General features: G+C 55.4%; 28 protein-coding genes and 1 tRNA gene. 26 read left to right on the top strand and 3 right to left on the bottom strand.

The window, feature by feature from the left end; all coding sequences use genetic code 11:
* Window positions 1–53: 53 nt before the first annotated feature.
* From ACI7MX_RS08680 to ACI7MX_RS08625, 12 genes are all read left to right on the top strand, one after another.
* On the top strand, window positions 54–866 hold the full coding sequence (locus ACI7MX_RS08680; RefSeq protein ID WP_146386600.1) for a S24 family peptidase: 813 nt from the start codon (window positions 54–56) through the stop codon (window positions 864–866).
* A gap of 625 nt (window positions 867–1,491) precedes the next feature.
* Entirely contained in the window at window positions 1,492–1,956 is a 465-nt protein-coding gene (locus ACI7MX_RS08675) for a hemerythrin domain-containing protein (RefSeq protein WP_146386598.1), read from the top strand.
* 386 nt (window positions 1,957–2,342) lie between these two features.
* On the top strand, window positions 2,343–2,789 hold the full coding sequence (locus ACI7MX_RS08670; RefSeq protein WP_146386596.1) for a hypothetical protein: 447 nt from the start codon (window positions 2,343–2,345) through the stop codon (window positions 2,787–2,789).
* 166 nt (window positions 2,790–2,955) lie between these two features.
* The gene (locus ACI7MX_RS08665) at window positions 2,956–3,501 is read left to right on the top strand and encodes a hypothetical protein (RefSeq protein ID WP_146386594.1); all 546 of its coding nucleotides are present in this window, start codon (window positions 2,956–2,958) and stop codon (window positions 3,499–3,501) included.
* 407 nt (window positions 3,502–3,908) lie between these two features.
* Window positions 3,909–4,094, top strand: coding sequence for a carbon storage regulator CsrA (csrA, locus tag ACI7MX_RS08660; RefSeq protein WP_146386593.1), 186 nt, complete (start codon window positions 3,909–3,911; stop codon window positions 4,092–4,094).
* Between the two features lie 243 nt (window positions 4,095–4,337).
* Entirely contained in the window at window positions 4,338–4,472 is a 135-nt protein-coding gene (locus ACI7MX_RS08655; RefSeq protein WP_280116032.1) for a hypothetical protein, read from the top strand.
* 180 nt (window positions 4,473–4,652) lie between these two features.
* A complete protein-coding gene (locus ACI7MX_RS08650) occupies window positions 4,653–4,904 on the top strand; it encodes a hypothetical protein (protein WP_146386591.1) in 252 nt (83 codons plus the stop codon).
* Entirely contained in the window at window positions 4,901–5,347 is a 447-nt protein-coding gene (locus ACI7MX_RS08645; RefSeq protein WP_146386588.1) for a hypothetical protein, read from the top strand. The genes ACI7MX_RS08650 and ACI7MX_RS08645 overlap by 4 nt, the downstream gene beginning before the upstream one ends.
* A gap of 158 nt (window positions 5,348–5,505) precedes the next feature.
* On the top strand, window positions 5,506–6,396 hold the full coding sequence (locus ACI7MX_RS08640) for a RecT family recombinase (RefSeq protein WP_146386586.1): 891 nt from the start codon (window positions 5,506–5,508) through the stop codon (window positions 6,394–6,396).
* Window positions 6,393–8,036, top strand: coding sequence for a YqaJ viral recombinase family protein (locus tag ACI7MX_RS08635; RefSeq protein WP_146386584.1), 1,644 nt, complete (start codon window positions 6,393–6,395; stop codon window positions 8,034–8,036). Before ACI7MX_RS08640 ends, ACI7MX_RS08635 begins: the two co-directional genes overlap by 4 nt.
* Window positions 8,036–8,497 (top strand): hypothetical protein, encoded by a 462-nt coding sequence (locus tag ACI7MX_RS08630; RefSeq protein ID WP_405590316.1) that lies wholly within the window; start codon window positions 8,036–8,038, stop codon window positions 8,495–8,497. The genes ACI7MX_RS08635 and ACI7MX_RS08630 overlap by 1 nt, the downstream gene beginning before the upstream one ends.
* Window positions 8,498–8,575: 78 nt before the next feature.
* A complete protein-coding gene (locus tag ACI7MX_RS08625) occupies window positions 8,576–8,926 on the top strand; it encodes a hypothetical protein (RefSeq protein WP_405590318.1) in 351 nt (116 codons plus the stop codon).
* Here the strand turns inward: ACI7MX_RS08625 and ACI7MX_RS08620 are convergent.
* Window positions 8,909–9,484 (bottom strand): hypothetical protein, encoded by a 576-nt coding sequence (locus ACI7MX_RS08620; RefSeq protein ID WP_405590321.1) that lies wholly within the window; start codon window positions 9,482–9,484, stop codon window positions 8,909–8,911. The genes ACI7MX_RS08625 and ACI7MX_RS08620 overlap by 18 nt on opposite strands.
* On the opposite strand from ACI7MX_RS08620, the gene yejK reads away from it, so the two are divergent.
* The 6 genes from yejK to ACI7MX_RS08590 all read left to right on the top strand — a co-directional run bounded on the left by yejK (window position 9,462) and on the right by ACI7MX_RS08590 (window position 15,529).
* The gene (gene yejK, locus ACI7MX_RS08615; protein WP_405590324.1) at window positions 9,462–10,466 is read left to right on the top strand and encodes a nucleoid-associated protein YejK; all 1,005 of its coding nucleotides are present in this window, start codon (window positions 9,462–9,464) and stop codon (window positions 10,464–10,466) included. The two genes, ACI7MX_RS08620 and yejK, sit on opposite strands and share 23 nt — an antisense overlap.
* A 55-nt stretch (window positions 10,467–10,521) precedes the next feature.
* Window positions 10,522–11,277: a GIY-YIG nuclease family protein gene (locus ACI7MX_RS08610; RefSeq protein WP_405590327.1), complete on the top strand. Its 756-nt coding sequence runs from the start codon at window positions 10,522–10,524 to the stop codon at window positions 11,275–11,277.
* Between the two features lie 405 nt (window positions 11,278–11,682).
* Window positions 11,683–13,611, top strand: a complete 1,929-nt coding sequence (locus ACI7MX_RS08605) for a DNA cytosine methyltransferase (RefSeq protein ID WP_405590330.1) — start codon at window positions 11,683–11,685, stop codon at window positions 13,609–13,611.
* Between the two features lie 169 nt (window positions 13,612–13,780).
* Window positions 13,781–14,167: a hypothetical protein gene (locus tag ACI7MX_RS08600; RefSeq protein WP_405590333.1), complete on the top strand. Its 387-nt coding sequence runs from the start codon at window positions 13,781–13,783 to the stop codon at window positions 14,165–14,167.
* A 71-nt stretch (window positions 14,168–14,238) separates the two neighbouring features.
* Complete coding sequence (locus ACI7MX_RS08595) at window positions 14,239–14,478, top strand: DUF4224 domain-containing protein (protein WP_405590336.1); 240 nt, start codon at window positions 14,239–14,241, stop codon at window positions 14,476–14,478.
* A 1-nt stretch (window position 14,479) separates the two neighbouring features.
* The gene (locus tag ACI7MX_RS08590) at window positions 14,480–15,529 is read left to right on the top strand and encodes a tyrosine-type recombinase/integrase (protein ID WP_405590339.1); all 1,050 of its coding nucleotides are present in this window, start codon (window positions 14,480–14,482) and stop codon (window positions 15,527–15,529) included.
* A gap of 98 nt (window positions 15,530–15,627) precedes the next feature.
* Here the strand turns inward: ACI7MX_RS08590 and ACI7MX_RS08585 are convergent.
* A tRNA-Cys gene (locus tag ACI7MX_RS08585) sits at window positions 15,628–15,701 on the bottom strand.
* 379 nt (window positions 15,702–16,080) lie between these two features.
* Here ACI7MX_RS08585 and ACI7MX_RS08580 point away from each other — a divergent pair.
* Window positions 16,081–16,512: a hypothetical protein gene (locus ACI7MX_RS08580; RefSeq protein ID WP_314486546.1), complete on the top strand. Its 432-nt coding sequence runs from the start codon at window positions 16,081–16,083 to the stop codon at window positions 16,510–16,512.
* A gap of 159 nt (window positions 16,513–16,671) precedes the next feature.
* On the opposite strand, the gene ACI7MX_RS08575 is transcribed toward ACI7MX_RS08580, so the two are convergent.
* Window positions 16,672–17,235 (bottom strand): helix-turn-helix domain-containing protein, encoded by a 564-nt coding sequence (locus tag ACI7MX_RS08575; protein ID WP_405590342.1) that lies wholly within the window; start codon window positions 17,233–17,235, stop codon window positions 16,672–16,674.
* A gap of 93 nt (window positions 17,236–17,328) precedes the next feature.
* Between ACI7MX_RS08575 and ACI7MX_RS08570 the strand changes: the two genes are divergently transcribed.
* The 7 genes from ACI7MX_RS08570 (at window position 17,329) to ACI7MX_RS08540 (ending at window position 24,497) form a co-directional block, all read left to right on the top strand.
* Window positions 17,329–18,258, top strand: a complete 930-nt coding sequence (locus tag ACI7MX_RS08570) for a DMT family transporter (protein WP_405590483.1) — start codon at window positions 17,329–17,331, stop codon at window positions 18,256–18,258.
* A gap of 166 nt (window positions 18,259–18,424) precedes the next feature.
* Window positions 18,425–21,343 carry a monovalent cation/H+ antiporter subunit A gene (locus ACI7MX_RS08565; protein WP_405590345.1) on the top strand — a complete coding sequence of 973 codons (2,919 nt, stop codon included), beginning with the start codon at window positions 18,425–18,427 and terminating at the stop codon, window positions 21,341–21,343.
* Window positions 21,343–21,687, top strand: coding sequence for a Na+/H+ antiporter subunit C (locus ACI7MX_RS08560; RefSeq protein ID WP_003446102.1), 345 nt, complete (start codon window positions 21,343–21,345; stop codon window positions 21,685–21,687). The genes ACI7MX_RS08565 and ACI7MX_RS08560 overlap by 1 nt, the downstream gene beginning before the upstream one ends.
* Window positions 21,684–23,369 (top strand): monovalent cation/H+ antiporter subunit D, encoded by a 1,686-nt coding sequence (locus ACI7MX_RS08555; protein ID WP_314486553.1) that lies wholly within the window; start codon window positions 21,684–21,686, stop codon window positions 23,367–23,369. The genes ACI7MX_RS08560 and ACI7MX_RS08555 overlap by 4 nt, the downstream gene beginning before the upstream one ends.
* The gene (locus ACI7MX_RS08550) at window positions 23,366–23,854 is read left to right on the top strand and encodes a Na+/H+ antiporter subunit E (RefSeq protein ID WP_405590350.1); all 489 of its coding nucleotides are present in this window, start codon (window positions 23,366–23,368) and stop codon (window positions 23,852–23,854) included. Before ACI7MX_RS08555 ends, ACI7MX_RS08550 begins: the two co-directional genes overlap by 4 nt.
* Entirely contained in the window at window positions 23,851–24,129 is a 279-nt protein-coding gene (locus ACI7MX_RS08545; RefSeq protein ID WP_122782357.1) for a K+/H+ antiporter subunit F, read from the top strand. Before ACI7MX_RS08550 ends, ACI7MX_RS08545 begins: the two co-directional genes overlap by 4 nt.
* Window positions 24,126–24,497 (top strand): Na+/H+ antiporter subunit G, encoded by a 372-nt coding sequence (locus tag ACI7MX_RS08540; RefSeq protein ID WP_314486558.1) that lies wholly within the window; start codon window positions 24,126–24,128, stop codon window positions 24,495–24,497. The genes ACI7MX_RS08545 and ACI7MX_RS08540 overlap by 4 nt, the downstream gene beginning before the upstream one ends.
* Window positions 24,498–24,516: the final 19 nt, after the last annotated feature.

Raw genomic sequence — 24,516 nt, 5'->3', positions numbered from 1 at the left:
GTCAATACCGCCGATATTGGCTGGTTGAATACCGCAGGTAATAAGATTCACTAATGACTAAAGACTCTCGAAGACTCCCTCTTGCCGATTGGCAGCTGGAAGACAGTGACCGCCTGAAAGCAATTTTTCAGAAAAAACGCGGGCAGCTAAAACTCACCCAAGAAAAGATTGCGGCCGAGCTAGGCGACGGAGTGACGCAGGGTGCAGTGAGTCATTTCATGAACCGGCGGACAGCCTTGAGCCTGCGAGCTGCAGCAGTATTTGCTCGCATGCTTGAGGTTCCAGTGGCCGACTTCAGCCCTGTTTTGGCTGAGCAGCTTGAAAAGTTGAGTTCGTCCTTGACGCCTTCTCAGGGCTCATTCCCGCACAAAGATTCAGCACTAACTGCTCCCGCCAACACCCCCTTCCCTGCTGGTGATGATGTCGAGGCCGTAGAGGATAAATACGCCTTCATCCCTCAGTACGATGCAAGCGCAGCCGCTGGTCTGGGGAGTGAAAACCCGCACGTTGAGATTCGCACCACTCTTGCCTTCAAGCGTGACTGGTTGAGAGCGAAAGGGGCAAACCCACAAAACCTAATGGTCATCTACGCCGAAGGCGAAAGCATGTGGCCCACCATTAGCGATCGTGATGTGATGCTGATTGATAGGTCGAAAGTCGAGCCTACCAACAAACAAATTTATGTTCTGGTTGGTGCGGAAAAAGGCGCGATTGTGAAGCGCCTAATACAGACGCCAATCGGCGACTGGATTCTCCGCAGCGACAACAATGAATGCGGCGAATACCCAGATCGCGTTATTTCTCGAAGCGAGTTTAATGAGCATCGCATCCTCGGCCGAGTCATCTGGCGTGGCGGAGACTTGTAGGAGGCTCCATGCCCCTCACCAAGCCCAATCAAGAACTCAAGCGCGACCTGCGGGGTATCGCCTCAGACCTGAAGTGATCCGCCGCAAAGCTGAAGATGTGCGCCGTGTTTCAGGCTGGGGGGGATCGGCTGGCGGGGTATGCGGATGAGGTGAAGCCGGGAGGAATTATGCGCGCGGGAGGCTGACTAGGTAGCTTGAGCGTCTCAAAAAACGAATATTGGCCAAGACATTTTGCATAGATAAGATTCCTTTAAAGGTTTTTATTTTCCCATCAAGCAACACCTGCTTTCCAAATGCCATATCACTGCACTCAGCAGTTCATGGATGCGTCAAAGAAACAATTGTTGTGGTCGGCAGTCTAGTTGTAGTTCGCTTCGTTACCTGTGCCAGCTCTATCCACGGTAACTCATTCGATCCTAGGTACCGAAACAATGAGCATGGCTTATTGCATCATACAAATGCCGACGCCGTGCAGTCTGCATGAGTGCCAATAGCCACTATTACACCTAACGCTCTGATTTATAAGAATTTAGTACTCCCTCAACAATGGCACAGTTAATGCGAGACCTACGCAGACCTCGCCGACAGAGATTGGCGAAAAACATCCGTGATAGTGAGGCAGCAAATGAACGCCATTGATCTTTTGAAAGCCGACCATGAGAAAGTTAAAGCCATACTGACCCAGTTGAGCGAATCAACTGATCGCGCAGTCAAGACACGCTCCGATCTTCTAAAAAAACTTGAGATGGAAATTACTATTCATACTCAACTTGAGGAAGAAATCCTTTATCCAGCTTTTAAAGCAGCCGGCGGTAAAGACGAAGCGGAGATGTATTACGAGGCAAAAGAGGAGCACCGGACAGTCGATTCACTTGTGCTTCCCGACCTTAAAGAGACCGATCCAACATCACCTGAATTTGCAGGACGAGTAAAGGTGGTAAAGGAACTGCTTGAGCATCACATCGAAGAGGAGGAAACAGACATGTTTCCCAAAGCCAAAAAGCTATTAGGTCAGGCGAAACTCGAAGAGCTAGGTGAAGAAATGGTGACTATGAAAGCCTCTCTAAAAAAGACTCTTGCAGCAGCGTAGGTAATACTTATACAGAAACAACTCGAACATATGAGCCCGGCCCATCGCCGGGCTTCTTGTATCTCCCTTGCAATCCTCCACGCCCCGCCTAGAATCCAAACACCAAGTAGAGGGTCCAACCTCTCGGTGTTAGCCCGCCTGTTGCGCAGACGGGCCTTTTCTATGCGACAGATGCCCAGCCCGCCAGTTTCATGTTTCTGCCCTCAACCTCGACAGCGTTTCGCGCCTCTTGTGCGGAGACACCTCAGCTCACAAGCACAGCTCTACCCTGCTGAATCCATCGGACTTAGTGCGCGAGTACATAATTTTCTGCGCACTCATTAAAGATTCAAATGGTCTGTCCGACACATATAGTGGCACTTAGCCGTAATCTCGGGGAGCAGTAGATGGGAATCGTTCTGGCCATTTTGGTCGGCCTGTTTGGCCATAAATTGTTAAAAACAAATTTATTCGCTGGTAGATACACAGTAAGCCAAGCATTTTGGGGGTTTGGCGCGATTGGCGGAATTATTGTGCTCGGTATCGCCGGTTCCTACGTGTCGTATGTGTTGAGCGGGGACCAAAGCAGTGGCGCTGGCTGGACTTTGGCAGCCATTCGCGGCGTAGCCGTTCCGGTAGGTCTCTACGCCTTTGTCACATTCGTAGGGATATGGCGATCAGCCGCGAACTGTGAGACTTGGGTAAAGATCGTTGTCCGCTACTTCTCCGTATTCTTTCTCAGTACTGCAGCCGCTTGCGTGATGTGGGGCTGGTTCAATTTCCTCATTGCTGGCGGAGTTTACTGGTTGATGCAACGCTGGCAACGCAATCGCACCGTCAGCGTGACGTCGTAAAGCATTAAGCTCAAACGATTATAAGATCCTGATCAGAGCCCGCCTCGGCGGGCTTTTGACTGTCTAGCAGTTCTTGACCCAAATAAGCATCCTCCGCCCCCCCCCACTCAATGGTGGCTGTGCGCCACGAATGGTAGAGTTCGGCATCACTTTAAGGAGCGGCACAATGAAAGGCTTCGGGATTTTCATTCTGATAGCGGGTTTCTGCTGGATGATATTCGCGCTGAACATGGATGTATCCGTTTCCACTGGTATGGGCAGAGTCAATAACCTCGGGCTTATGGCTGATCGCCAGGTACATACGATTGTGGGCGGAATGATTGCCTTGGCGGGCATCATGATGGTGATTTTTGGCGGCAAGGTATCGGTCTCGCCCGCTTCAATACCGGCTCAGACGGACACCCGACCCTGCCCTCTGTGCGCCGAAACCATCAAGAATGCAGCCATCAAGTGCAGGCATTGTGGCGCAGATATCGAGCAGGCTACGCGCTCAATTCCTGCTACAGGCTGGACAGTCCGCATACCTTGCCGGCCAGGTATGGAATTCGATGCAACACAGAAAATCGTCAGCGACGAAGGCCTGCCCTGCGAAAACCCTGATGGTGCAGTAGTGGTTATCGGCCCCTACGAGAAAAAAAATGAAGCCGTTGAGGTGCTAAAACTGATCAGAGTGAACCACTCCTTTTTTGGCGAGCTCTCATACAAAGGCTGATTTAGCCCAAAACAGACAATTCAAATTGCAGCCCGCTCAGTGCGGGCTTTTTTACGCCCGCTCAAAAATATATGACCGGAGGTATTGACCGGCATGCAATACCGGCGGTATTGTTTCTTCCATCGCAGCAGCACACCGCAGCGACCCGCTCTTTAACAGCCTGCGCAAGAAACGTAATACCAATAGACCGCATTGCCTCTACCGGCGACCGGCGATTAGACGGGTCAGATAGCCCGCCCACGACAGGAACACCCTGTACGGCTGATCGAAGGCGAAATGCCTTAACCGTATGAATGACCCGGCAAGCAGTGCGCTCCGCTCAATCCGGCGGTAATGGGATGGAATTTTTCACTGCTGCACCTGGGCAACCGGGTGCATTGGGAAAACCACCAACAAGGAGAAGGACCATGTTGATACTCACCCGCCGCGTAGGCGAAACCATCCGCATCAACGACGACATCAGCATCCAGGTGCTGAGCGTTAGCGGTCAGCAAGTGAAGATCGGAATCGTCGCGCCGGAAGATGTTGCGGTGCATCGGGAAGAGATTTGGAAGCGGATTCAGACGGAGCGCGAGACTGAAAGCGCGGCCTAAGTAGCAACAAAAAACCAGCGCCAACGACAGCCTGTCGCTAACTGCCCGATCCCTCACGGGAGGTCGCATCGATCTGAAACGCAGGCCGGAAGGTTCCCCGGACAACCGGCATGCCGGAGTAAGTTTAGGCAGATCACGCTCCGATGCGACCATTCATCAATCAAGGTTGAAGAAAATTTGAATTAGTAAGCGGCTAGCTCAGTCAAGAATTATGAACGCAGTAAATCTGACGAGGTAACAGCAATGACTATCCAAGCAGAGACACTCGTACAACTGACCGAAGAGTTACAAAAGCATGGCCTACAACTGGTTTCAGATGTCCATTTCACCCGCGCCCCGTATCGACAAAATCACCGCTGGATCTGCATCGTTGAGTAAAGCTTCATTTCGCTGACGGACTGGCTTGATAGCCAGCCGTTGGCACCTTAGCGAAATATTCCTTCCGCCCTACCCCCGAAATCACTCGCATGCATTCACTTCCGCGCCTAATGGCAACCAGCGGAACAGATGGGTGCATCCGAAATTTGTTGAATTCATACCGCCACTCTGGAGGCGACCATGCATCAAAGTATTCAATCGCGCCGCGACATTGTCGACGGCTTGCATCAGCGATCCCGCATCGCCACTAACGATTTCTTCAGGCTGATTGGGCGGCCGGCGCCGGTGGTCCCCTACCGGATGACAGTGAAGCCGGCGGGACGCGACTTCTTCCATGTGGTGGACAGCCGTACGGGTAAGGTCATGGGATTTCGCCGCCACCATAACGAAGCCTGCGCACTTGCTCGACGCCTGGAAGGAAGCGAATCATGACTGATTTTCTCGATACGCCAGAAGGGCCGGATTGGCTCCACGATGCAATCAATTCGCTGATCTGCGGCGACAATGTCACGGCGCCCCGAGCGCATCGCAAATCAGTTGCCCTGGTCACTCCGCAGTCGTTGTGGGAAGCGCTGGCCGAACACCTTGGCGCGCAGGAACACATCGCTCCGCTGCTGACCGACAACCGTGAGTATCCGATTGAGCGAATGATCTGCGAAGTCATCGCCGATGGCCGTCGAGCGCGCAGCCTAATTTATGACCTCGCCATTGCAGCGCTTGGACAGCCTAAAGGGAACCATCCAACTGCATTGCACGACGTCGCTGAAACGCTGATCCGACCTCACGCAAATGAGTATGGTCGGGCTCGCGCAGAAGAGCTGGACTCTGATCGCGCCGCTGACCTAGCGGAACAGCGTAAGGCAGATGCAGCATGACAGTCCGACAACGCGCCAGACGCTTCGTATTCTGGCGCAGCTCTTTCTTCGCACTCGGTACCTGCACCGCACTCATGTTGTTCGGCGCCCTCTCGGCGCCAATCCCTCAATAGCACAAATCTTTCGAAAGCTGCGCCAGTGCGCGGCAAGGAACTGTCATGTCCGCACAAAGCGTGGCGCCGGTGGCGCACGAACAAACCTTGCACATTCTCCCTAATGCTGCGACCAGTACCAGCGCTCTGGTGCTCGATGGCGACAGCTTGGACAAGATGATGCGCCTTGCCGACGTCATGGCCACCGGCCGCGCCACGGTACCGAAGCATTTCAACGGTAACTCGGCGGATTGCCTGGCGGTCGTCATGCAATCAATGCAGTGGAAAATGAACCCCTTTGCAGTTGCGCAGAAAACGCACCTGGTGAATGGCGTGCTCGGCTACGAAGCCCAGCTTGTGAATGCAGTTATCACCACCTGCGCACCGGTTCTGGATCGCCTGCACTACGAGTGGTACGGCACTTGGGAAAAGGTGATCGGCAAGTTCGACATCAAGACCAATAGCGAAGGCAAACAATACCGTCAGCCAGGCTGGAAACTCGAAGACGAGGAAGGCCTGGGCGTCAAAGTTTGGGCCACCTTCCGCGGCGAAGATGAGCCCCGCGTTCTTGAGTTACTGCTGGCACAGGCCCGCACCCGCAACAGCACGCTGTGGGCTGATGATCCTCGCCAGCAGCTGGCCTACCTCGCCACCAAGCGCTGGTCGCGCCTGTATTGCCCTGATGTGATACTCGGCGTGTACAGCCCGGACGAACTCGAAGAAGCCGCCCCGGTTATCCGCGATGTCTCGCCGCCTAAGGGCCGGGCCACCGCAGAGCTTCCACCCTACCCCGACGACAAGTTTGCCGAGAACCTGCCCAAGTGGCGCGTAGCGGTCGACTCCGGAAGGTCAGCACCTGACCACCTGATTGCAACCGTCAGCAGCAAATTCACACTGAGCGAAGAACAGATCGCAAAGATCAAAGCGCTAGCCCCCATTGAAGGAGAGCAAGAATGAAAATCCATAACGTCGCTCAGGGCTCCGAAGCCTGGCATGCGCTCCGCTCCAACTACCTCACCGCCTCCGAGGCGCCGGCCATGATGGGTGCTTCGAAGCAGATGAAGCGCACCGAACTGCTCAGCGCCAAAAAGACCGGCCTCGACCGCGATGTGTCGTGGTGGGTGCAGAAATACCTGTTCGACAAAGGCCACGAAGCTGAAGCGATGGCTCGTCCAATTCTGGAAGGTCGGATCGGCGAAGACCTGTTCCCCATTGTCGGAACTCACGGCGACCTGCTCGCCTCGCTCGACGGCTGCACCATGCTCGGCGAAACGCTGTTCGAGCACAAAATGTGGAACGAACAGCTCGCCGCCGATGTGCTGGCTGGGAACCTTGACCCGCACTATTACTGGCAGCTCGAGCAGCAGCTGTTGGTGAGCGGTGCCGAGAAAGTGATCTTCGTTTGCTCCGACGGCACAGAAGACAACTTCGTGTCGATGGAATACACGCCAGTGCCCGGCCGCGCCGCGACACTCGTTGCCGGCTGGAAGCAGTTCCAAGCCGATTTGCTCGACTTTACTCCGACCGAGGTCGTGCCCGAAACGGTTGGCAAGAAGCCGGATAGCCTTCCAGCGCTACGCATCGAAGTCACCGGCATGGTCACCGCCAGCAATCTGGAGCAGTTCAAGGTTCACTCGCTGGCTGTCTTCGCGTCGATTAACACCGAGTTGGAAACGGATCAGCACTTTGCCGACGCCGAGAAGACCGTCAAATGGTGCGGTGACGTCGAAGAGCGGTTGGCCGCGGCCAAACAACATGCGCTGAGCCAGACCGAAAGTATCGACGCCCTTTTCCGAACCATCGACGAGATCAGCGCCGAGGCGCGCGCAAAGCGCCTTATGCTCGACAAGCTGGTGAAGGCCCGCAAGGTGAGCATCCGCGAAGATATCGTCATGATTGCCGCGAAATCGTTGCAGGCGCACATAGACCAAATCAACACCTCGCTGGACGGAAAGGTCCGCATGCCGGTCGTTCCTGCCGACTTCGCCGGCGCCATCAAGGGTAAGAAATCGATCAGCAGCCTGCGCGACGCCGCCGACTCTGAGTTGGCACGGGCCAAGATTGCCGCCAGTCAGATCGGTGACAGCATTCGCGCCAACCTTGCCAGCTATGGCGAACTCGCCGTAGACCACACGTTTTTGTTCAATGACCTCCAGCAGCTTGTGTTGAAGGCCAACGACGATCTTGTGGCGCTGATAAAGGTGCGAATCGCTGACCATCAGAAAGCCGAACAAGTGACAGCAGAAGCCACTCGGACGAGGATTCGAAACGAAGAGCTGCAACGGATCGAGGATGAAGCCAAAGCCGCCGCCGTCGTCGAACCTGTAGTTCAGTCTGCACCTGTCGCGACGTCGGCCCCGACCAGAGCCGCTCTGGTATCACAGGCAGCCCAGAAGCCCACCGCAACGCAAACCACTCAAACTGTAGCGATGCAGGCTGACGTCTACGACTTAGATGCTTTGATCAAGGCTGTCGCCTTCGGCCAAGCCCCAATCTCGATGCTGAAAGTGGATTGGGAAAATCTCGACGCCCTTGTCACGGACCTGGGCGCCGAGTTCAGCATGGCCGGCGTGAGGCTGGTGAAGGTGGCCGCATAATGAGTAAACGTAAACCGCATAACCTCAAGGCCCGGATCGACCGATCATGCCGAGCACTGCTGGCCGCCAACCACGTCGCAGTAGTGAGCATCGACCCCAGCGGCCGCCAGGGCATGATCAATTACAAATCGCTGCAGAGCATCGCACCCGGGAAGATTGGGCAGGCAGTGTGCGGCATTGCCCACCGCTGGACGATCTACCTCAGCGCTCTCTGTATTGATGCTCGCGGTGAACGCTACAGCAAATCCATTGAGGTGGCGCCTGATGGTGTCTATCTCTCCGACCATCTGGAGGACGTAATCGAGCATTGCTACAAGCAACTGCGAGACGCAGCCAACCAAAACCAGATGGTGGCCTCGGGGTGGATCGCTATTCCAGAGACGATATCGCTCGAAGAAGATCACGCAGCGAGGATCTTTGAGGCAGTCGGCGCCTGGAGCCAGCAAAAGGTTGCGGCATGAAACGCATAGCCCGCATCCAGCAACGCAAACGTCAAACATGGCTGGCACTGCCGGCCAGCGGAATTGAAGAGGTGTCTAATGGCTGCAGCGCAGAAAGATCGATCGGCAAAGACTGCGGCGAGGCGAAAGACTCGCGGCGAGGAAGAGTTGCGAATGCATGCCATGGCCGGCACCCGGCAAGCGCTGGCTGACTTGATGGCCTGGCACGGCATCGAGGAACAGGGCGAGGCAATGACGCTGATGATTCATCATCTTCATGCATTAGGGCCTCAAAAGTCCGCCCCGTTGTTGGCCCCACCTCGACACGTTATCGAGCTTTCCCAAAACGTGTCGCTGGCTTTTCACCGAAAGAGCCTTCTGATGCTTCAGCAAGATCCGGGGGATGAAACAATCACCCCAAAAGACGGACTATTAAGCTTTCGAGGGTGAGTACATCACGCGTCTTACGACTGCTACCAAGGCTTTGTAACCGTAGTTTTGATCGTCGCGATTTAGGAGTAATTCTCCCTCAGCCGACAGAAGTCCAGCCTGCGATATAAGAAACCGGCTTATTTCGAAGTGCTCGCCAGTGACCAGGTCTTGAAGTGCCAGTGCAACTTCAATGACTCCGCTTTCATCTCGCCCTAGTGGTGAATAATGGATGGTGAACTTTTTACCGAGCACTTCGGCATCAAATCTATTTTCCTGTGGTGCCGCAACAATCTTAATTGCTCCACCCAAATATTCCCGGCCCAGTTGCTCCCAATGCTCGGTGAGTTCAATCAGCCTCTGCGTGGCACTCCGTATTGCGAATTTGTCTACTCCTAATTGTCTTTGGAACAGGTCCGCATCGAACTCAAAATCCGTCTTATCCATATCCAGCACTCTGATTGCACGGCCAAATTGCCGGTCATCCGTAATACCCCAACCGAAACTAAAATGCCACCACCGGTCACGGAGGGCGGCGCCATCCCGAGGTAATCCCATGCCCATACGCCACAGCATCATTCACCAGATCGACAAGAAGCCAGACGGCTCCCCTGCTGTGCTGCACGCCAGTGACAAAGAACTGGTCGAATCCCAGTCCACTGAAAACCTGCTTAACGACTTCAACGAGGCGTACAACGCCAAGCAGGCCAAGGGCTGGGGGTTTTTCCACCCCGAGTCCGGCGCCTACCCGTTGAGCGGCTGGCTGAAGACCTTTAACGATGGCGGCGAGTTCATCGAATTCAGCCGCACAGCAGTCGAACACCTGGCCAAGCTGATGGAAGAATCGAACCTTTCAGTTGGTGGCCACGCTCTGTTCGCTCATTACCAACAAGGCATGACTGAGTACCTGGTCATAGCCCTTCTCCAGCACAGTGAAAGCGTGACGGTGAATGCCGACCTCAGCGTCACACCTTCCAAGCATCTGGACTTAGGCAACACCCACTTGGCTACTCGGATCAACCTCTCGGAATGGCGTAACAACCCACAGTCGCGGAAGTACATTTCATATCTCAAGGGCTCCAAAGGCCGTAAAGCAACCGATTACTTCCGCGACTTCATCGGCTGCCAAGAAGGCATAGACGGCCCGGGCGAAACCCGCACGCTGCTTAAGGCGTTCAGCGATTTTGTTGAGAGCGAAGACGTGCCGGAAGAATCGGCCCGCGAGAAGACCCATGCCTTGGTCAGCTACTCAATGGCCCAGGCCAAGCTCGGCGAACCGATCACCCTCGACGAACTGTCTGAGCTGATCGACGAAGACCGCCCGAAAGCCTTCTATGACTTCATCCGCAATAAGGACTACGGCCTGTCGCCGGAGATTCCAGCGGACAAGCGCACGCTGAACCAGTTCCGGAGATTCACCGGACGTGCTGAGGGGCTGTCGATCAGCTTTGAGGCTCACATGCTCGGATCGAAGATTGAGTATGACGAAGAGGCAGGCAGCCTGTTGTTGCGCGGCCTGCCAACGCAGCTTACTCAGCAGCTCAAGCGTGCTTCCGCCTGACGCCAACGAAAGCGCAGCTGCTTGATACGGGCGCGGCGCATGCATGGAGAAAGCCATGGCGAAGTTTTACTACCAGATCAAAGGCCTCCGGCCAGCCGGCCCGCACCGCGAAGCCGAATGGGCGTGGCCACCTGTGTTCAGCGGAATGGTCGAGGCAGAAAACCGCAAGGTAGCCAAGGCTCAGGTCGAAGAAGAATACGGCCGCAAGTTCCCGTCACGCGTGCTGCGCAAAGATATCGAACAGCACGCCTACCTCCTCCACATCCAAGAACTGCACGAGCACGATACATACCTGCTGCGCCGGTTCGAGGACACCGCCTGCAAAGAGTGCGGCGCGGTGTTCAAGCTGATCGACAAGTACAACGATCCAAACACCGAAACGACCAGTCACGACTACTGCACAGAGGCCTGTAAGCAGGCCGCCCGGTTCCGCGACGTGCAGGAGTTCAGGCTGGTAAACGAAGGCCGGTCACCCGCCGTGATCTACCAGGTGCGACAAAAGTCCTCTGGCCGGGTGTACGTCGGCCAAACCACCCAGCCCTTCACGCTGCGCTGGTGGCAGCACCTGAGCAACCCCACAAGCTGCAAGTTCCACTCGGCACTGGGCGGCTCAGAAATCACCAACTGGGAATTCTCAGTGCTTGAGGTGATTGCCTACCCGGAGGGCTGCACCAATCGAGCGGCCTACATCACTCAGCGGGAAAGCCACTGGGTTGATGTTCTGGCAGCGGTTGAAACAGGGTTCAACACCGTTCGCCCTACCGGAGTCGATCAAGTCCAGGTGTCGCTGCCTCTTGCGGATATTGCCTGACCATCTGCAGAGCGCCGCGCCCGATAGGGAGCGCGGCATCTGGCAAAGACTCATTTGTTGTTTAGAACGCCGCTACCAACCCGGAACCCCACATCAAACGCCTCCTCGGCTGATGCGTAACTTCCTTCGCGATGCCTTAGAGCGGGAAGGCCTTCAACTCTGATGGTCACAATGATCCATAGATCAAGGGTTCTCCCATTGTGTTCGTTCGTCACTTCCACCGTTACGCCGTTGACTGTCTTTGAAAGCATGTCACACCTCACTCCATTGAATTGAGTCATGACAATGTCCCTGGCCAGATAAAAAATCAACAACCGCCTATCGCGTAACTTATTGATTATTCAACAAATAGTTGAATAGAAACCCATTCAAAACTTCGAATCACGCCACTGGCGAGGTATCCGCATGTCCGCACACCAGAAGAAACACCCCTTCGATTTCAAAACCCAATACGGCCTTGGCTTCAACCAGCAGGACGATGAGATCGTCGTGGACTTCTTTTGCGGCGGCGGAGGCGCCGGCACAGGGCTGGAAATAGGGCTTGGCCGCGCGGTAACTGTCGCAAAAAACCACAGCCCTGCCGCGATCAGCATGCACACCATCAACCACCCACATGCGAAGCACTTCACCACTGATGTGTTTGAGGGTGATCCTGATACTGAGTGCGGTGGCAGGGCCGTAGGCTGGTTCCATATGTCGCCGGACTGCACCCACCACAGCCAGGCAGCCGGTGGTCAACCGCGAAAGCGTGAGATTCGGAACCTATCGTGGATCGGCTTGAAGTGGGCAGGTATAAAGCGGCCCCGGGTGATCAGCCTGGAGAACGTGAAACAGATCCTGCAATGGGGGCCGCTTATAGCCAAGCGCTGCAAGTCAACCGGGCGTGTCATAAAGCTGGGTGGTGTGATTGCTGAACCGGGAGAAGTTGTTCCAGTGGGCGAACAGTTCTTGGTTCCAGACTCAAGACGTCGCGGTCAGACGTGGGCGGTGTTTGTCTCCGAATTGAAACGCTTGGGCTACGCCGTCGAATGGCGCGTGATTAGGGCTTGTGACTTCGGCGCACCGACCAGCCGGGAACGCCTGTTCATGATCGCACGGTGCGATGGTCAGCCCATCGTGTGGCCTGAGCCAACCCACTCCAAGAATCCTGCTAAGGGTCAGCAGAAGTGGCGCACCGCAGCAGAGTGCATTGACTGGACGATCCCAAGCAAAAGCATCTTTGGCCGTAAAAAGGATCTGGCTCCGGCCACCCTACGCCGTGTGGCCAAAGGCATGCGCAAGTTCGTCCTTGATGCAGCCAACCCATTCATCGTACCGATCGCGAACTGGTCCGGGGAAAGCGTGCAGTCTGCGGACGAGCCGCTGCGTACCGTGACTTCCTACCCAAAGGGCGGCGCTTTCTCGATAGTCAGCCAAGTGCTTGTAGGTGCAGGCGGCCCGGTGTACTCAGGCAAGCCGGTAGCAGTTGATCAGCCAGTCGGTACTCTTATGACGCAGAATCATCATGCAATCGCCGCTGCGGCACTTGTACAACTTGGCAATGGCGACAAACCCGGATCCCCTCCGCGCAGCGCCGACCTTAGCCAGCCGTTAGGAACCATCATGGCGTCTGGCGGCAAGTACGCAGTTGCCACTGCATTCATGGCCCAAATGAACGGCGGTTTTAATACGACTGCCGCAAAAAACATCGAAGACCCGATGACAACAGTCACCAATACCGGCAGCCAGCAGCAACTGGTCACTGCCAACCTGGTGCACTTGCGTGGTAACTGCGATGCACGGGACTTGCACGACCCGCTGCATACCATCAGCGCCGGAGGCACACACCACGGGTTAATGACCGCATTCATGGAGCGGCAGTTCGGGGCAAGTGTCGGCCAAGGTTTGGAAGACCCAGCACCGACCGTCACAGCGGGTGGTGGAGGCAAGAGTTCGTTAGTTGAGCTGCAACTCTCACCAGAGGTTGAAGCCGGTGCGCTTCGTGTCGCGGCATTCCTGATCAGCTATTACGGCACCAGTGATGCAGGCAACATAGCAGCGCCCGCCCCGACCATTACAACCCGTGACCGTCTGGCACTGGTCACCGTGACAATCAAAGGCACGCCGTATGTGATCATCGATATCTGCCTTCGGATGCTGCAACCGGCCGAGCTGTACAAGGCCCAAGGCTTCCCGGCCAACTACATCATCAGCCACGGCGCCGACGGCAAGCCATTCACCAAAACCCAGCAGGTTCACATGTGCGGTAACAGCGTAAGCCCGCCGCCGATGGCTGCTCTTGCCCGAGCGAATGATCCATGGCGCGCAATCGAACGGCAGGCGGTTGCAGCATGACTGCCCTACGCCGAACAGTCCGTTTAAACGGTGGCCCCATGCGGCCGCTGGATCTGCAAACAGTCTGCGACCAATGCAATAAGTCGCGCGCCCACGGCAACCATACGATATGCAGCAAGTTGCGCCAGGCCGATGCGATTGAACGCCGCGCACGGGAGAAGCTTTGAGCATGCATGCGAAGAAAGATGTTCTCGATGAAATGACAAAGGATGACTTGGTGGCCTGGATCAGGGACCAGCCCTTCTTCCGCCCCAAACGAAGCGATGTTTTGTACATCCGCTGGCAAAGACAATCAGCTGAAGTGCTTGAGGAAATGCAAAAAGAAAATCGCGCGCTCGATGGGGTGGACTTCAAAGCTCGTGACAAGCTGGCCGCGAGGTTCAATGAGACGAAAGATCCCGCAGAAAAACTTCGGCTTCTTGAACTGATACAACCCTATGACAAGGCAATGTCAGATCACATTAAGCGATCCCAGGCTCTCGACAAGAAACGCAAAAGGGTCGATGCCCTCTATGAGCAGATTGATGTAGAGCGTCAGAAAGAGCGCAACAGCTGATACGCACGCGACTAACCATCCCTAGATAAACCGCCCACTGCCGCCAAGAGCGGCAGCATGGAGATATGCGCATGGAAACTGAAATTCTCTCCGAAGAAGAGTTAGCTGATCTTACCGGCTACAAACACCGAGGCTATCAACGTCAATGGTTAAAGGACCGCAACTGGACTTTTATTGAAAGTCGCGGTGGGCGCCCACTTGTAGGCCGGATGTTCGCCCGCATGAAGCTGGGAATAATCTCGCCAACGCTGGCAACCCAACCGCCGCCACCCACTCCCACATGGACTCCTGACTTTTCTCGAGTAAGTTGAAATGCGCCCTCGCAAAACCGAAAACCAACACCTACCGCCAAGGATGTACCAACGCACGCGCCTGCGTAAAAACGGCAAAGTGTGGACGGCTTACTATTACCGCGATGCAACGGGCCATGACATTCCGCTAGGCAAGGATATTAATCAGGCGCGCATGAAGTGGGCCGAGCTGGAGTCAAAAGAGAAACCTTTAGACCTGCTTGTAATGAGGGGGATATTTGATCGATACGCCAGAGACATCATTCCAAAGAAGGCGCCAAGGACTCAAAAAGACAATGCCGCCGAACTTCGCCAACTGAGAGCTGTATTTGATGACGCGCCTATTGATGCAATATCGCCGTCAATGGTTGCTCAATACCGTGATGCCCGATCTGCCAAGACTCGAGCAAATAGAGAACTTGCTTTGCTGTCGCACGTTTTCAACATCGCCCGGGAGTGGGGTTTAACTCGACAGGAGAACCCGTGCCTCGGTGTTCGCAAGAATAAAGAGAAGCCCAGGGACTATTACGCCAATGACGACGTATGGGGAGCTGTTTATGGCTGCGCTCCGCAAGAAGTTCAAGACGCAATGGACTTGGCCTATCTGACAGGGCAACGTCCGGCAGATGTTTTGGCGATGCGCCGCGACGATATGGTGGGGGATTTTCTGCTGGTACGCCAAGGCAAGACCGGCAAGCGCCTGCGCATTCACTTGAACACCAGTATCGGCCGCAGCAGTCTAGGGCTGTTGCTTGACCAAATCATGCAGCGCAATGCTGCTCACACCTCGCCTTATTTCATTCTCAGTAAAAGCGGTGTGCGGGTGTCTTGGCAAATGATGCGCAACCGCTGGGACGCCACTCGCTTGCTTGCCGCTGACAGGGCAAGAGCATCGGGATCAGAGGAGGAAGCAAAGCGGATCATGCAATTTCAATTTAGAGACATCAGGCCAAAGGCAGCGTCGGAAATTGCAGATATTTCGGAGGCGAGCGCACTTCTTGGGCACTCAAAAGAAGGGATTACGGAACGGGTTTACCGGCGTATCGGAGCCGTCGCCAAGCCCACAAAGTGAAATAGTTATGGAACACCATGCCCAAAGTAATGGAACACTTCACTTTTTCACGCTCAATAAAAAACCCCGTAGACCTTGATCTACGGGGCTTTCGAATGTGGAGGCCGAAGCCGGAATCGAACCGGCGTGGGCGGATTTGCAATCCGCTGCATAACCATTTTGCTATTCGGCCAAATATTTTTGAAATTCAACTCTCTAGATCAAAAATAAAATCTCGCCAGGACGATTCTATCGTCGCAAGCTTATGAATCTTCAGTCATTCAGGGTGTTGCCCCGAGCTGATGGCGCGCATTATGTACGAGAAGAACGATGCTGGCAACCCCCTGAATTCTAATAATTTTTAGTGCATCACTCCTCACGCTGTAGCACGTCATAACACTCCGGGGTTTGCAGGCTCACACCTTCTTGAAGGTGGGCTTGCCTGTCCTACTTAACGCGTCACTTTTACCCACAACCTCGTTGGACTTTGGCCGACTTTCACCCATTAAGTGCTGACGTAAAGTCTCGCCGCCGTTAACGAACGGACTGACGCACTTTTTTGGAGCTTTGCAATGAACAAATTATGGATGTCTGCAGCTGCTGCTGTAGTGGTATTGACTACAACAGGCTGCATGAGCCACAACGTTAGCCAGCCTAACGCTCCGATTGCAGGTACTGTAACTGCCGACCTGAAGGCAAACATTGACGTAGGCGGGGAAATCACAGGCCAGTCGACTTCAAACATTTTGTTTGGCGTGCTGAAAATCAGTGGCGACAGCGAGTTCGCAGACGGTGTGACTTACGGCGGTCCTGCTCCAGCCTTCAGTCTGCCAGATCCAATATCGGCTACGAAAGCCGCAGCTGCGTACAAAGCGGTCAAGAGCTCAGGCTCTGATTTGATCGTTGCCCCGCGCTATGCCGTGTCTGTTGAAGACTATTTCATCTTCAAAAAGGTGAATGTGACCGTGACTGGCAACAAAGGCAGCATCAAAAGCATCCGTTAAGTGATTGCATGTTCCAGCCTGCCAGGTGATAGGTGCTCGGGCTGATTCCCCAGTCAGCACATACCCTGCTTGCGCAGTTTCACCTGATGAGCTGCAAAAGCTGCGAGTGCCAATTCCCAGCAGTCTGGTTCGGCGGGACTTATGTCCCGCCACCTGCCCTCATATCACTACATTGCGGATAAATCGCACGACTACATCGCCATCGTTGCGGTAAGCATGAGGCGTGTTACTGGGGTACATGTAGAACTCGTGTGCACCAAAATTCAGTACCAGATCGTCAATGACCAAGGTCAAGCAGCCTTCAACTACGTATAGCTGCTCGCTCCAGCCTTCCGCATCGGCTTGAGATTGATACTCTTCCCCCGGCTCCAGCGTCCATTCCCACAACTCCACTTCCTTTTTGGCCACGGCCTTGGCCAATAACACGGCTTTGCTTCGCGCAGTTGATCCCGTCCAGGCCACTTCATTGATACGACTGGTATCAGCGGCCCCCGGCGCTTGTATCAAGTCACTGAATGCAACATCCAACGCTTCGGCTACACGATCGAGTGTACTCAAGCTGACATTTTTCTCGCCCGCCTCAATAGCCACCAACATGCGACGGCTGACGCCCGACAACTCGGCCAGTGAACTCTGGCTCAAGTGCGCAACCAATCTCAGACGTCGTACGTTCTGACTGACATGTTGTAAAACCGATGCACGCTGTGAATTTTCTTTGGGCACTATATTGCTCACCGTGTGGGGCTGCGCAGTATACTGCTCAGCTTTGGCGCATTGTGCGTCCCTCCACCGGCAGCGTGCAAGGCAATGACGATGTTGAAACATTCCAAACTGTTATCTGTTACGTCCCGTTTCAGCAAGGCCGAGTGCGTGCTGATCCTTATTACTGTCGTTTGGGGAGTCACTTTTCTACTCGTCCAGCATGCGCTGACGTCAAGCGGGCCGATGTTTTTTGTCGGCCTGCGATTTGCCGCTGCAGCCCTGATCGTTGCCCTGTTTTCGATTCGCAACCTGCGCGGGTTTACGGTGCTGGAAATAAAGGCTGGGGTGTTTATCGGTGTGGCTATCATGCTCGGTTACGGTTTGCAGACCATTGGTTTGCAAACCATACCCAGTAGTCAGTCGGCTTTTATTACCGCCCTCTACGTCCCTTTCGTACCACTTTTACAGTGGTTGGTACTGGGCCGCAGGCCCGGCCTGATGCCGAGCATAGGGATCGTTCTGGCATTTTCCGGATTGATGCTTCTGTCCGGACCTAGCGGCGCATCGCTGAATTTCAGCTCGGGCGAAATCGCTACGCTGATCAGCGCTATTGCCATCGCCGCAGAAATAATCCTCATCAGCGCCTATGCTGGCAAAGTCGATGTTCGCCGAGTCACGGTCATACAACTGGGTACGGCGTCTCTGTTGGCGTTCTTGATGACAGTCCCCACACAGGAAGCCATCCCTGATTTCTCATGGCTTCTGTTAGCCAGCGCCCTGGGTTTGGGTGCTGCCAGTGCCGTGATTCAGGTTGCCATGAACTGGGCACAGAAGAGTGTTTCACCTACACGGGCCACGCTTATTTATGCAGGAGAACCCGTATGGGCCGGGATCGCAGGGCGTTTGGCCGGCGAGCGCTTGCCCGCCATTGCCTTACTCGGTGCGGTGTTGATTGTTGCGGCAGTGATCGTGAGTGAGTTAAAACTCAAAGGTAAAGCCCTCCCTGATAACGGGGCGAAACCAAACAATGAAGCCTGTGACTGATGCGCCAGGCACATTCCCATACGCTAATGGGTACATACAGGGAGGTAATTGAGCAGTGCCACTGACTTTTTGCACACATTTTGTAGGATTCATCTCCAGCTTCCTTATTGGTGATCGACCTGCCGCCACGTATGATCGCTCACAAACTCCTGCAGATTAGAAGCCTATGTCCCTGATAGTTCTACTGCTTCTGCCCTTTGTAGGCAGCTGTCTGGCGGCTGTTTTGCCGCACAACGCACGTAACAGTGAATCGCTGTTGGCCGGTCTTATTGCACTGATCGGTACAATCCAGGTTGCCCTGCTCTACCCACAAATCGCCCACGGTGGCGTGATTCGTGAAGAGTTTATGTGGCTGCCCAGTCTTGGCTTGAATTTCGTTCTGCGCATGGACGGGTTCGCATGGCTGTTCTCGATTCTGGTATTGGGTATCGGCACGCTGGTGTCGCTGTATGCCCGCTACTACATGTCGCCCGATGATCCGGTGCCGCGCTTCTTTGCTTTTTTTCTAGCCTTTATGGGGGCGATGCTCGGCCTGGTCCTTTCAGGCAATTTGATCCAGATCGTATTTTTCTGGGAGCTCACCAGCCTTTTATCTTTCTTATTGATTGGTTATTGGCACCATCGCTCAGATGCCCGACGCGGCGCCTATATGGCGTTGATGGTCACAGGCGCGGGCGGATTGTGCTTGCTGGCGGGGGTCATGCTGCTTGGCCATGTCGTCGGCAGCTATGATCTGGATGCCGTGCTGGCAGCAGGCGATCAAATTCGCGCACACAGCCTGTATCCGATTCTGCTCCCTCTTATTCTGATCGGCGCGCTGAGCAAAAGTGCGCAATTCCCGTTTCACTTCTGGTTGCCCCATGCGATGGCGGCACCGACACCCGTCTCGGCTTATCTGCACTCTGCAACCATGGTCAAGGCCGGGGTGTTTTTGCTCGCCCGCCTCTGGCCCTCGCTGTCGGGCACTGAGGAATGGTTCTGGATCGTCAGCGGGGCTGGCGCCTGCACCTTGGTGCTCGGCGCCTACTGTGCAATGTTTCAAAATGACCTCAAGGGCCTGCTGGCATATTCCACCATCAGCCACTTGGGCCTGATTACATTGCTACTTGGCCTTAACAGCCCTTTGGCCGCCGTCGCTGCGGTGTTTCACATTCTTAACCATGCGACTTTCAAGGCTTCACTGTTTATGGCTGCGGGCATCATCGACCATGAATCGGGTACCCGGGACATCCGCAAACTCAGCGGCCTGTTCAAGTTAATGCCTTATACGGCGACACTGGCGATGGTTGCCAGTGCCTCGATGGCAGGCGTGCCTCTGCTAAACGGCTTCCTGTCAAAAGAGATGTTCTTCGCCGAAACGGTGTTTATCAACTCCACCGCCTGGGTTGAAATTGCCTTGCCGGTGATCGCTACTATCGCCGGTACATTCAGCGTCGCCTACGCCCTGCGCTTTACCGTGGATGTATTCTTCGGCCCACCGCCGACCGATCTACCGTTAACACCCCACGAGCCGCCGCGCTGGATGCGCGCTCCGGTTGAGCTGCTGGTGTTTACCTGCCTGATGGTCGGTATTTTTCCGACGCATACCGTAGGCCCATTACTGGCCGCTGCTGCGCAACCGGTAGTGGGAGGTGAACTGCCTGAATACAGCCTGGCCATCTGGCACGGTTTGAATGCACCGATGATCATGAGCCTGATCGCCATGTCTGGCGGGATCCTGCTATATGTCGTACTGCGCAAACAACTCAAACTGGGCCGTTATGCGTTGCCCCCACTGATCAGCTTCTTCAATGGCAAGCGCTTCTTCGAGCGCAGCGTGGTAGTACTGATGCGCGGAGCACGGCGCATCGAGCGGCGCATCAGCACTCATCGCCTGCAAAGCCAGTTGTTCCTGCTCATCATGGTTGCGGTCATTGCTGGCCTGATCCCCATGTACAACAGCGGTCTGACCTGGGGCGATCGGCCGAAGATACCTGGTTCGATCGTCTTCGTGACCCTGTGGCTGCTGGCGATTGCCTGTGCATTGGGCGCGGCCTGGCAAGCCAAGTATCACCGTCTGGCAGCACTGACCATGGTCAGCGTCTGCGGCCTCATGACCTGCGTAACCTTCGTATGGTTCTCGGCACCTGATCTGGCACTGACCCAGTTGGTGGTCGAAGTGGTAACCACCGTGCTGATTCTGCTCGGTCTGCGCTGGCTGCCTCGCCGTATCGAAGAGGTCTCACCACTGCCCGGCACGTTGCGTAAAGCGCGTATCCGACGTCTGCGCGACTTGCTGCTGTCCGCTGCGGTGGGCGGCGGCATGGCCTTGCTGTCTTACGCCATGCTGACACGGCAGACGCCAAACGATATTTCCTCGTTTTACCTCAGTCGCGCCTTGCCTGAAGGCGGTGGCAGCAATGTGGTCAACGTCATGCTGGTGGACTTCCGGGGTTTCGATACGCTGGGTGAAATCACCGTACTGGTCGCTGTGGCGCTGACAGTTTTTGCCCTGTTACGTCGCTTCCGCCCTCCAAAAGAGAGCATGGAATTGCCCGCCCAACAGCGCCTGTTGGCTAAAGACGTCGTAACTGACCTGGTTAACCCGCGCAGCGCCAGCGATACCGCCTTGGGCTTTATGATGGTGCCAGCCGTGCTGGTGCGCTTGCTGCTGCCGATTGCTTTTATGGTGTCGATGTACCTGTTTATGCGTGGTCATAATCAGCCGGGCGGCGGTTTTGTCGCCGGCTTGGTGATGAGCGTCGCGTTTATTCTGCAATACATGGTGGCAGGTACGCAGTGGGTCGAAGCGCAGATGAGTTTGCGACCGCTACGCTGGATGGGCACAGGCTTGTTGTGCGCCACACTGACCGGGATTGGCTCGATCCTGCTGGGCTATCCATTCCTGACAACCCATACCGCGCATTTCAACTTGCCGCTGCTGGGCGACATCCACGTCGCCAGCGCTCTGTTTTTCGACATTGGCGTTTACGCCGTCGTCGTCGGTGCCACCTTGCTGATCCTCACGGCACTGGCGCACCAGTCTGTTCGCGCCCATCGTCCAGGTAATCAGCCTGGCGCTCAACCCAAGACGGGAGCCGCCTGATGGAAGAAGTCATTGCTATTGCAATCGGGGTGCTCGCGGCGTCCGGGACCTGGCTGGTCCTGCGCCCGCGTACTTTTCAAGTGGTTATGGGCCTGTGCCTGCTGTCCTATGGGGTAAACCTGTTTATCTTCAGCATGGGCAGCCTGTTTATCGGCAAAGAGCCGGTGATAAAGGACGGCGTGCCCCAAGACCTGCTCAATTACACAGATCCATTGCCACAGGCTCTGGTTTTGACCGCCATCGTCATCAGTTTTGCCATGACCGCGCTGTTTCTGGTGGTCTTGCTGGCCTCTCGGGGCTTGACCGGTACCGACCACGTTGATGGCCGGGAGCCTAAAGAATGAATTTGATGCCCCATCTGATCGTCGCGCCCATTCTGCTCCCGCTGCTGACGGCTGCATGCATGCTGTTACTGGGCGAAAAGCGTCGCCCGCTCAAGGCCCGAATCAATCTGATCTCCACCTTGACGGGTGTAGGCATTGCGGTGCTGTTGCTGCTCTGGACACAACATCAATCAGCGCCGGCCGCTATTGGCGTATATCTGCCCAGCAACTGGAGTGTTCCGTTCGGGATTGCGCTAGTGGTTGATCGTTTATCCGCATTGATGCTGGTATTGACCTCAATCATGGCCAGCTGTGCACTATTGTTTGCCATGGCCCGCTGGGACCGTGCCGGCGCCAGTTTTCATGCCCTGTTCCAGATCCAGCTGATGGGCCTGTACGGCGCATTCCTGACCGCAGACATTTTCAATTTGTTTGTGTTCTTCGAAGTCCTGCTCGCGGCGTCCTATGGCCTGATGCTCCACGGTTCCGGCAAAGCACGCGTGTCTGCTGGTCTGCATTACATCTCCATCAACCTGCTGGCGTCTTCTTTGTTTCTGATCGGTGCGGCCTTGATCTACGGCGTCACCGGTACGCTGAACATGGCGGATCTGGCGCTTAAAATCCCGTTGGTCCCAGAGGCCGATCGCGGCTTACTGCATGCGGGTGCGGCCATTCTGGCCATTGCCTTTCTGGCCAAGGCCGGGATGTGGCCCCTTAATTTCTGGTTGGTCCCTGCGTATTCCGCTGCCAGTGCACCGGTTGCCGCCTTGTTCGCGATCATGACCAAAGTCGGGGTGTATACCCTGCTGCGGCTATGGACACTGCTGTTTTCAGGGCAGGCCGGGGCTTCGGCCTACTTTGGCAGTGACTGGCTGATTTACGGTGGCATGGCCACTATTGTCTGCGCCGCCATTGCCATTCTTGCGGCCCAGCGACTGGAGCGCTTGGCTAGCCTGAGCATTTTGGTGTCCGCCGGCATCCTGCTATCGGCGATCGGTTTCGCCCAGCCCAACCTGACCGCTGCGGCACTGTTTTATCTGATCAGTTCTTCGCTGGCCTTGTGTGCCTTGTTCTTGCTGGCTGAGTTGATTGAGCGCTCACGCTCTTCCAACGAAATGATGCTGGAGGACGATGTCGGTCAACTGCCGAGTCTGATGGAGTCATTGAACCCACCAAGGGGCACCAATCTGGATGACGAGCAAAAAGCCGTAGTCGGGCAGATAATTCCCTGGACCATGGCTTTGCTGGGGTTGAGCTTTATCGCCTGCGCATTGCTGATTATTGGCATGCCGCCCCTCTCCGGCTTTATCGGCAAGCTCAGTTTGCTCAACGCATTGCTTAATCCTGCGGGCCTGGGAAATGCACCCGACGCACCGATCTCGGCTGCCGCGTGGGGCCTTGTGGCCTTATTGATACTCTCAGGTCTGGCGTCCTTGATTGCGTTTTCGCGAATGGGCATTCAGCGTTTCTGGACCCCTCTTGAACGCCCCTCCCCCTTGCTGCGTCGCTATGAGTACATCCCCATTGTGCTGCTGCTGGGATTGACCGTGGTGCTGACCATCAAGCCCGAGCCCGTGTTGAACTACGCCCACGCCGCTGCCGAGAGCCTGAATAATCCCGAGCATTACGTCATGTCGGTGATAGGCACCCGCCCTATTCCGAGCCCTGAATCCAAGGCGGCGATGCTGGAGGTACAGCCATGAAGCGTCTTTTTCCCGCGCCATGGCTGTCGTTGTCATTATGGGTGCTGTGGCTGCTACTCAATCTCTCATTGAGTGCCGGTAACCTGTTGCTCGGTGCTGTGCTGGGTTTTCTCGCGCCACTGATGTTCGCGCCGCTGCGGCCATTGCCCATTCGCATTCGCCGCCCGGGGGTGATAATCAAGTTGTTCTTTTTGGTAGGCCGCGACGTTGTCATGTCGAACATTGCCGTTGCCTGGGGTGTGCTCAGGGCGGGCAAACAGCCGCCGCGCTCGCGGTTTATCAAAATTCCGCTGGACTTGCGCGATGCCAATGGGCTGGCTGCCTTGTCGATGATTACTACGGTAGTGCCGGGCACTATCTGGTCAGAGCTGGCGTTGGATCGTAGCGTTCTTCTGTTGCATGTGTTCGATCTGGATGACGAAGCGACGTTTATCGAGCATTTCAAAACGGCCTATGAACGCCCCCTCATGGAGATCTTTGAATGAGTGCCCTGCTCTCCAATGCCATCTTGCTCAGCCTGTTTATATTCAGCGTGGCCATGGTGCTGACCGTGATCCGGCTGTTCAAGGGGCCGTCTGCTCAGGATCGAGTACTGGCGCTGGACTACCTGTACATCCTGGCGATGCTGATGATGCTCGTACTGGGTATCCGTTACGCCAGTGACACCTACTTTGAAGGGGCACTGCTGATTGCTCTGTTCGGCTTTGTCGGTTCATTTGCACTGGCCAAATTCCTCTTGCGAGGCGAGGTAATCGAATGAATTCAATCAGCGAGTTATCACTGTGGATCGAAATTCCGGTGGCTGCGCTGCTGGTGTTGAGCAGTGTGTTTGCTCTGTGTGGCGCTATCGGGTTGCTGCGCCTTAAAGACTTTTTCCAGCGCATGCACCCACCCGCACTGGCATCGACCCTGGGCGCCTGGTGCGTGGCGCTGGCTTCAATCCTGTACTTTTCAGCGCTCAAATCGACGCTTGTGCTGCACGCGTGGCTGATCCCGATTCTACTGGCGATCACAGTGCCAGTGACGACGTTGCTACTGGCTCGAACGTCATTGTTTCGCAAGCGCATGGCTGGCGAAGAGGTACCGCCGGAAGTCAGCAGTGGCGGGGGTAATGAAGGCGGGAGCTAGACTTTTGAGCTCCCGTACC

It is taken from the genome of Pseudomonas sp. 2024-210, from assembly GCF_045062345.1.
GTDB lineage: Bacteria > Pseudomonadota > Gammaproteobacteria > Pseudomonadales > Pseudomonadaceae > Aquipseudomonas.
Note: the sequence above shows the minus strand (reverse complement) of the source record. Positions and strands in the feature narration are given on the sequence as shown.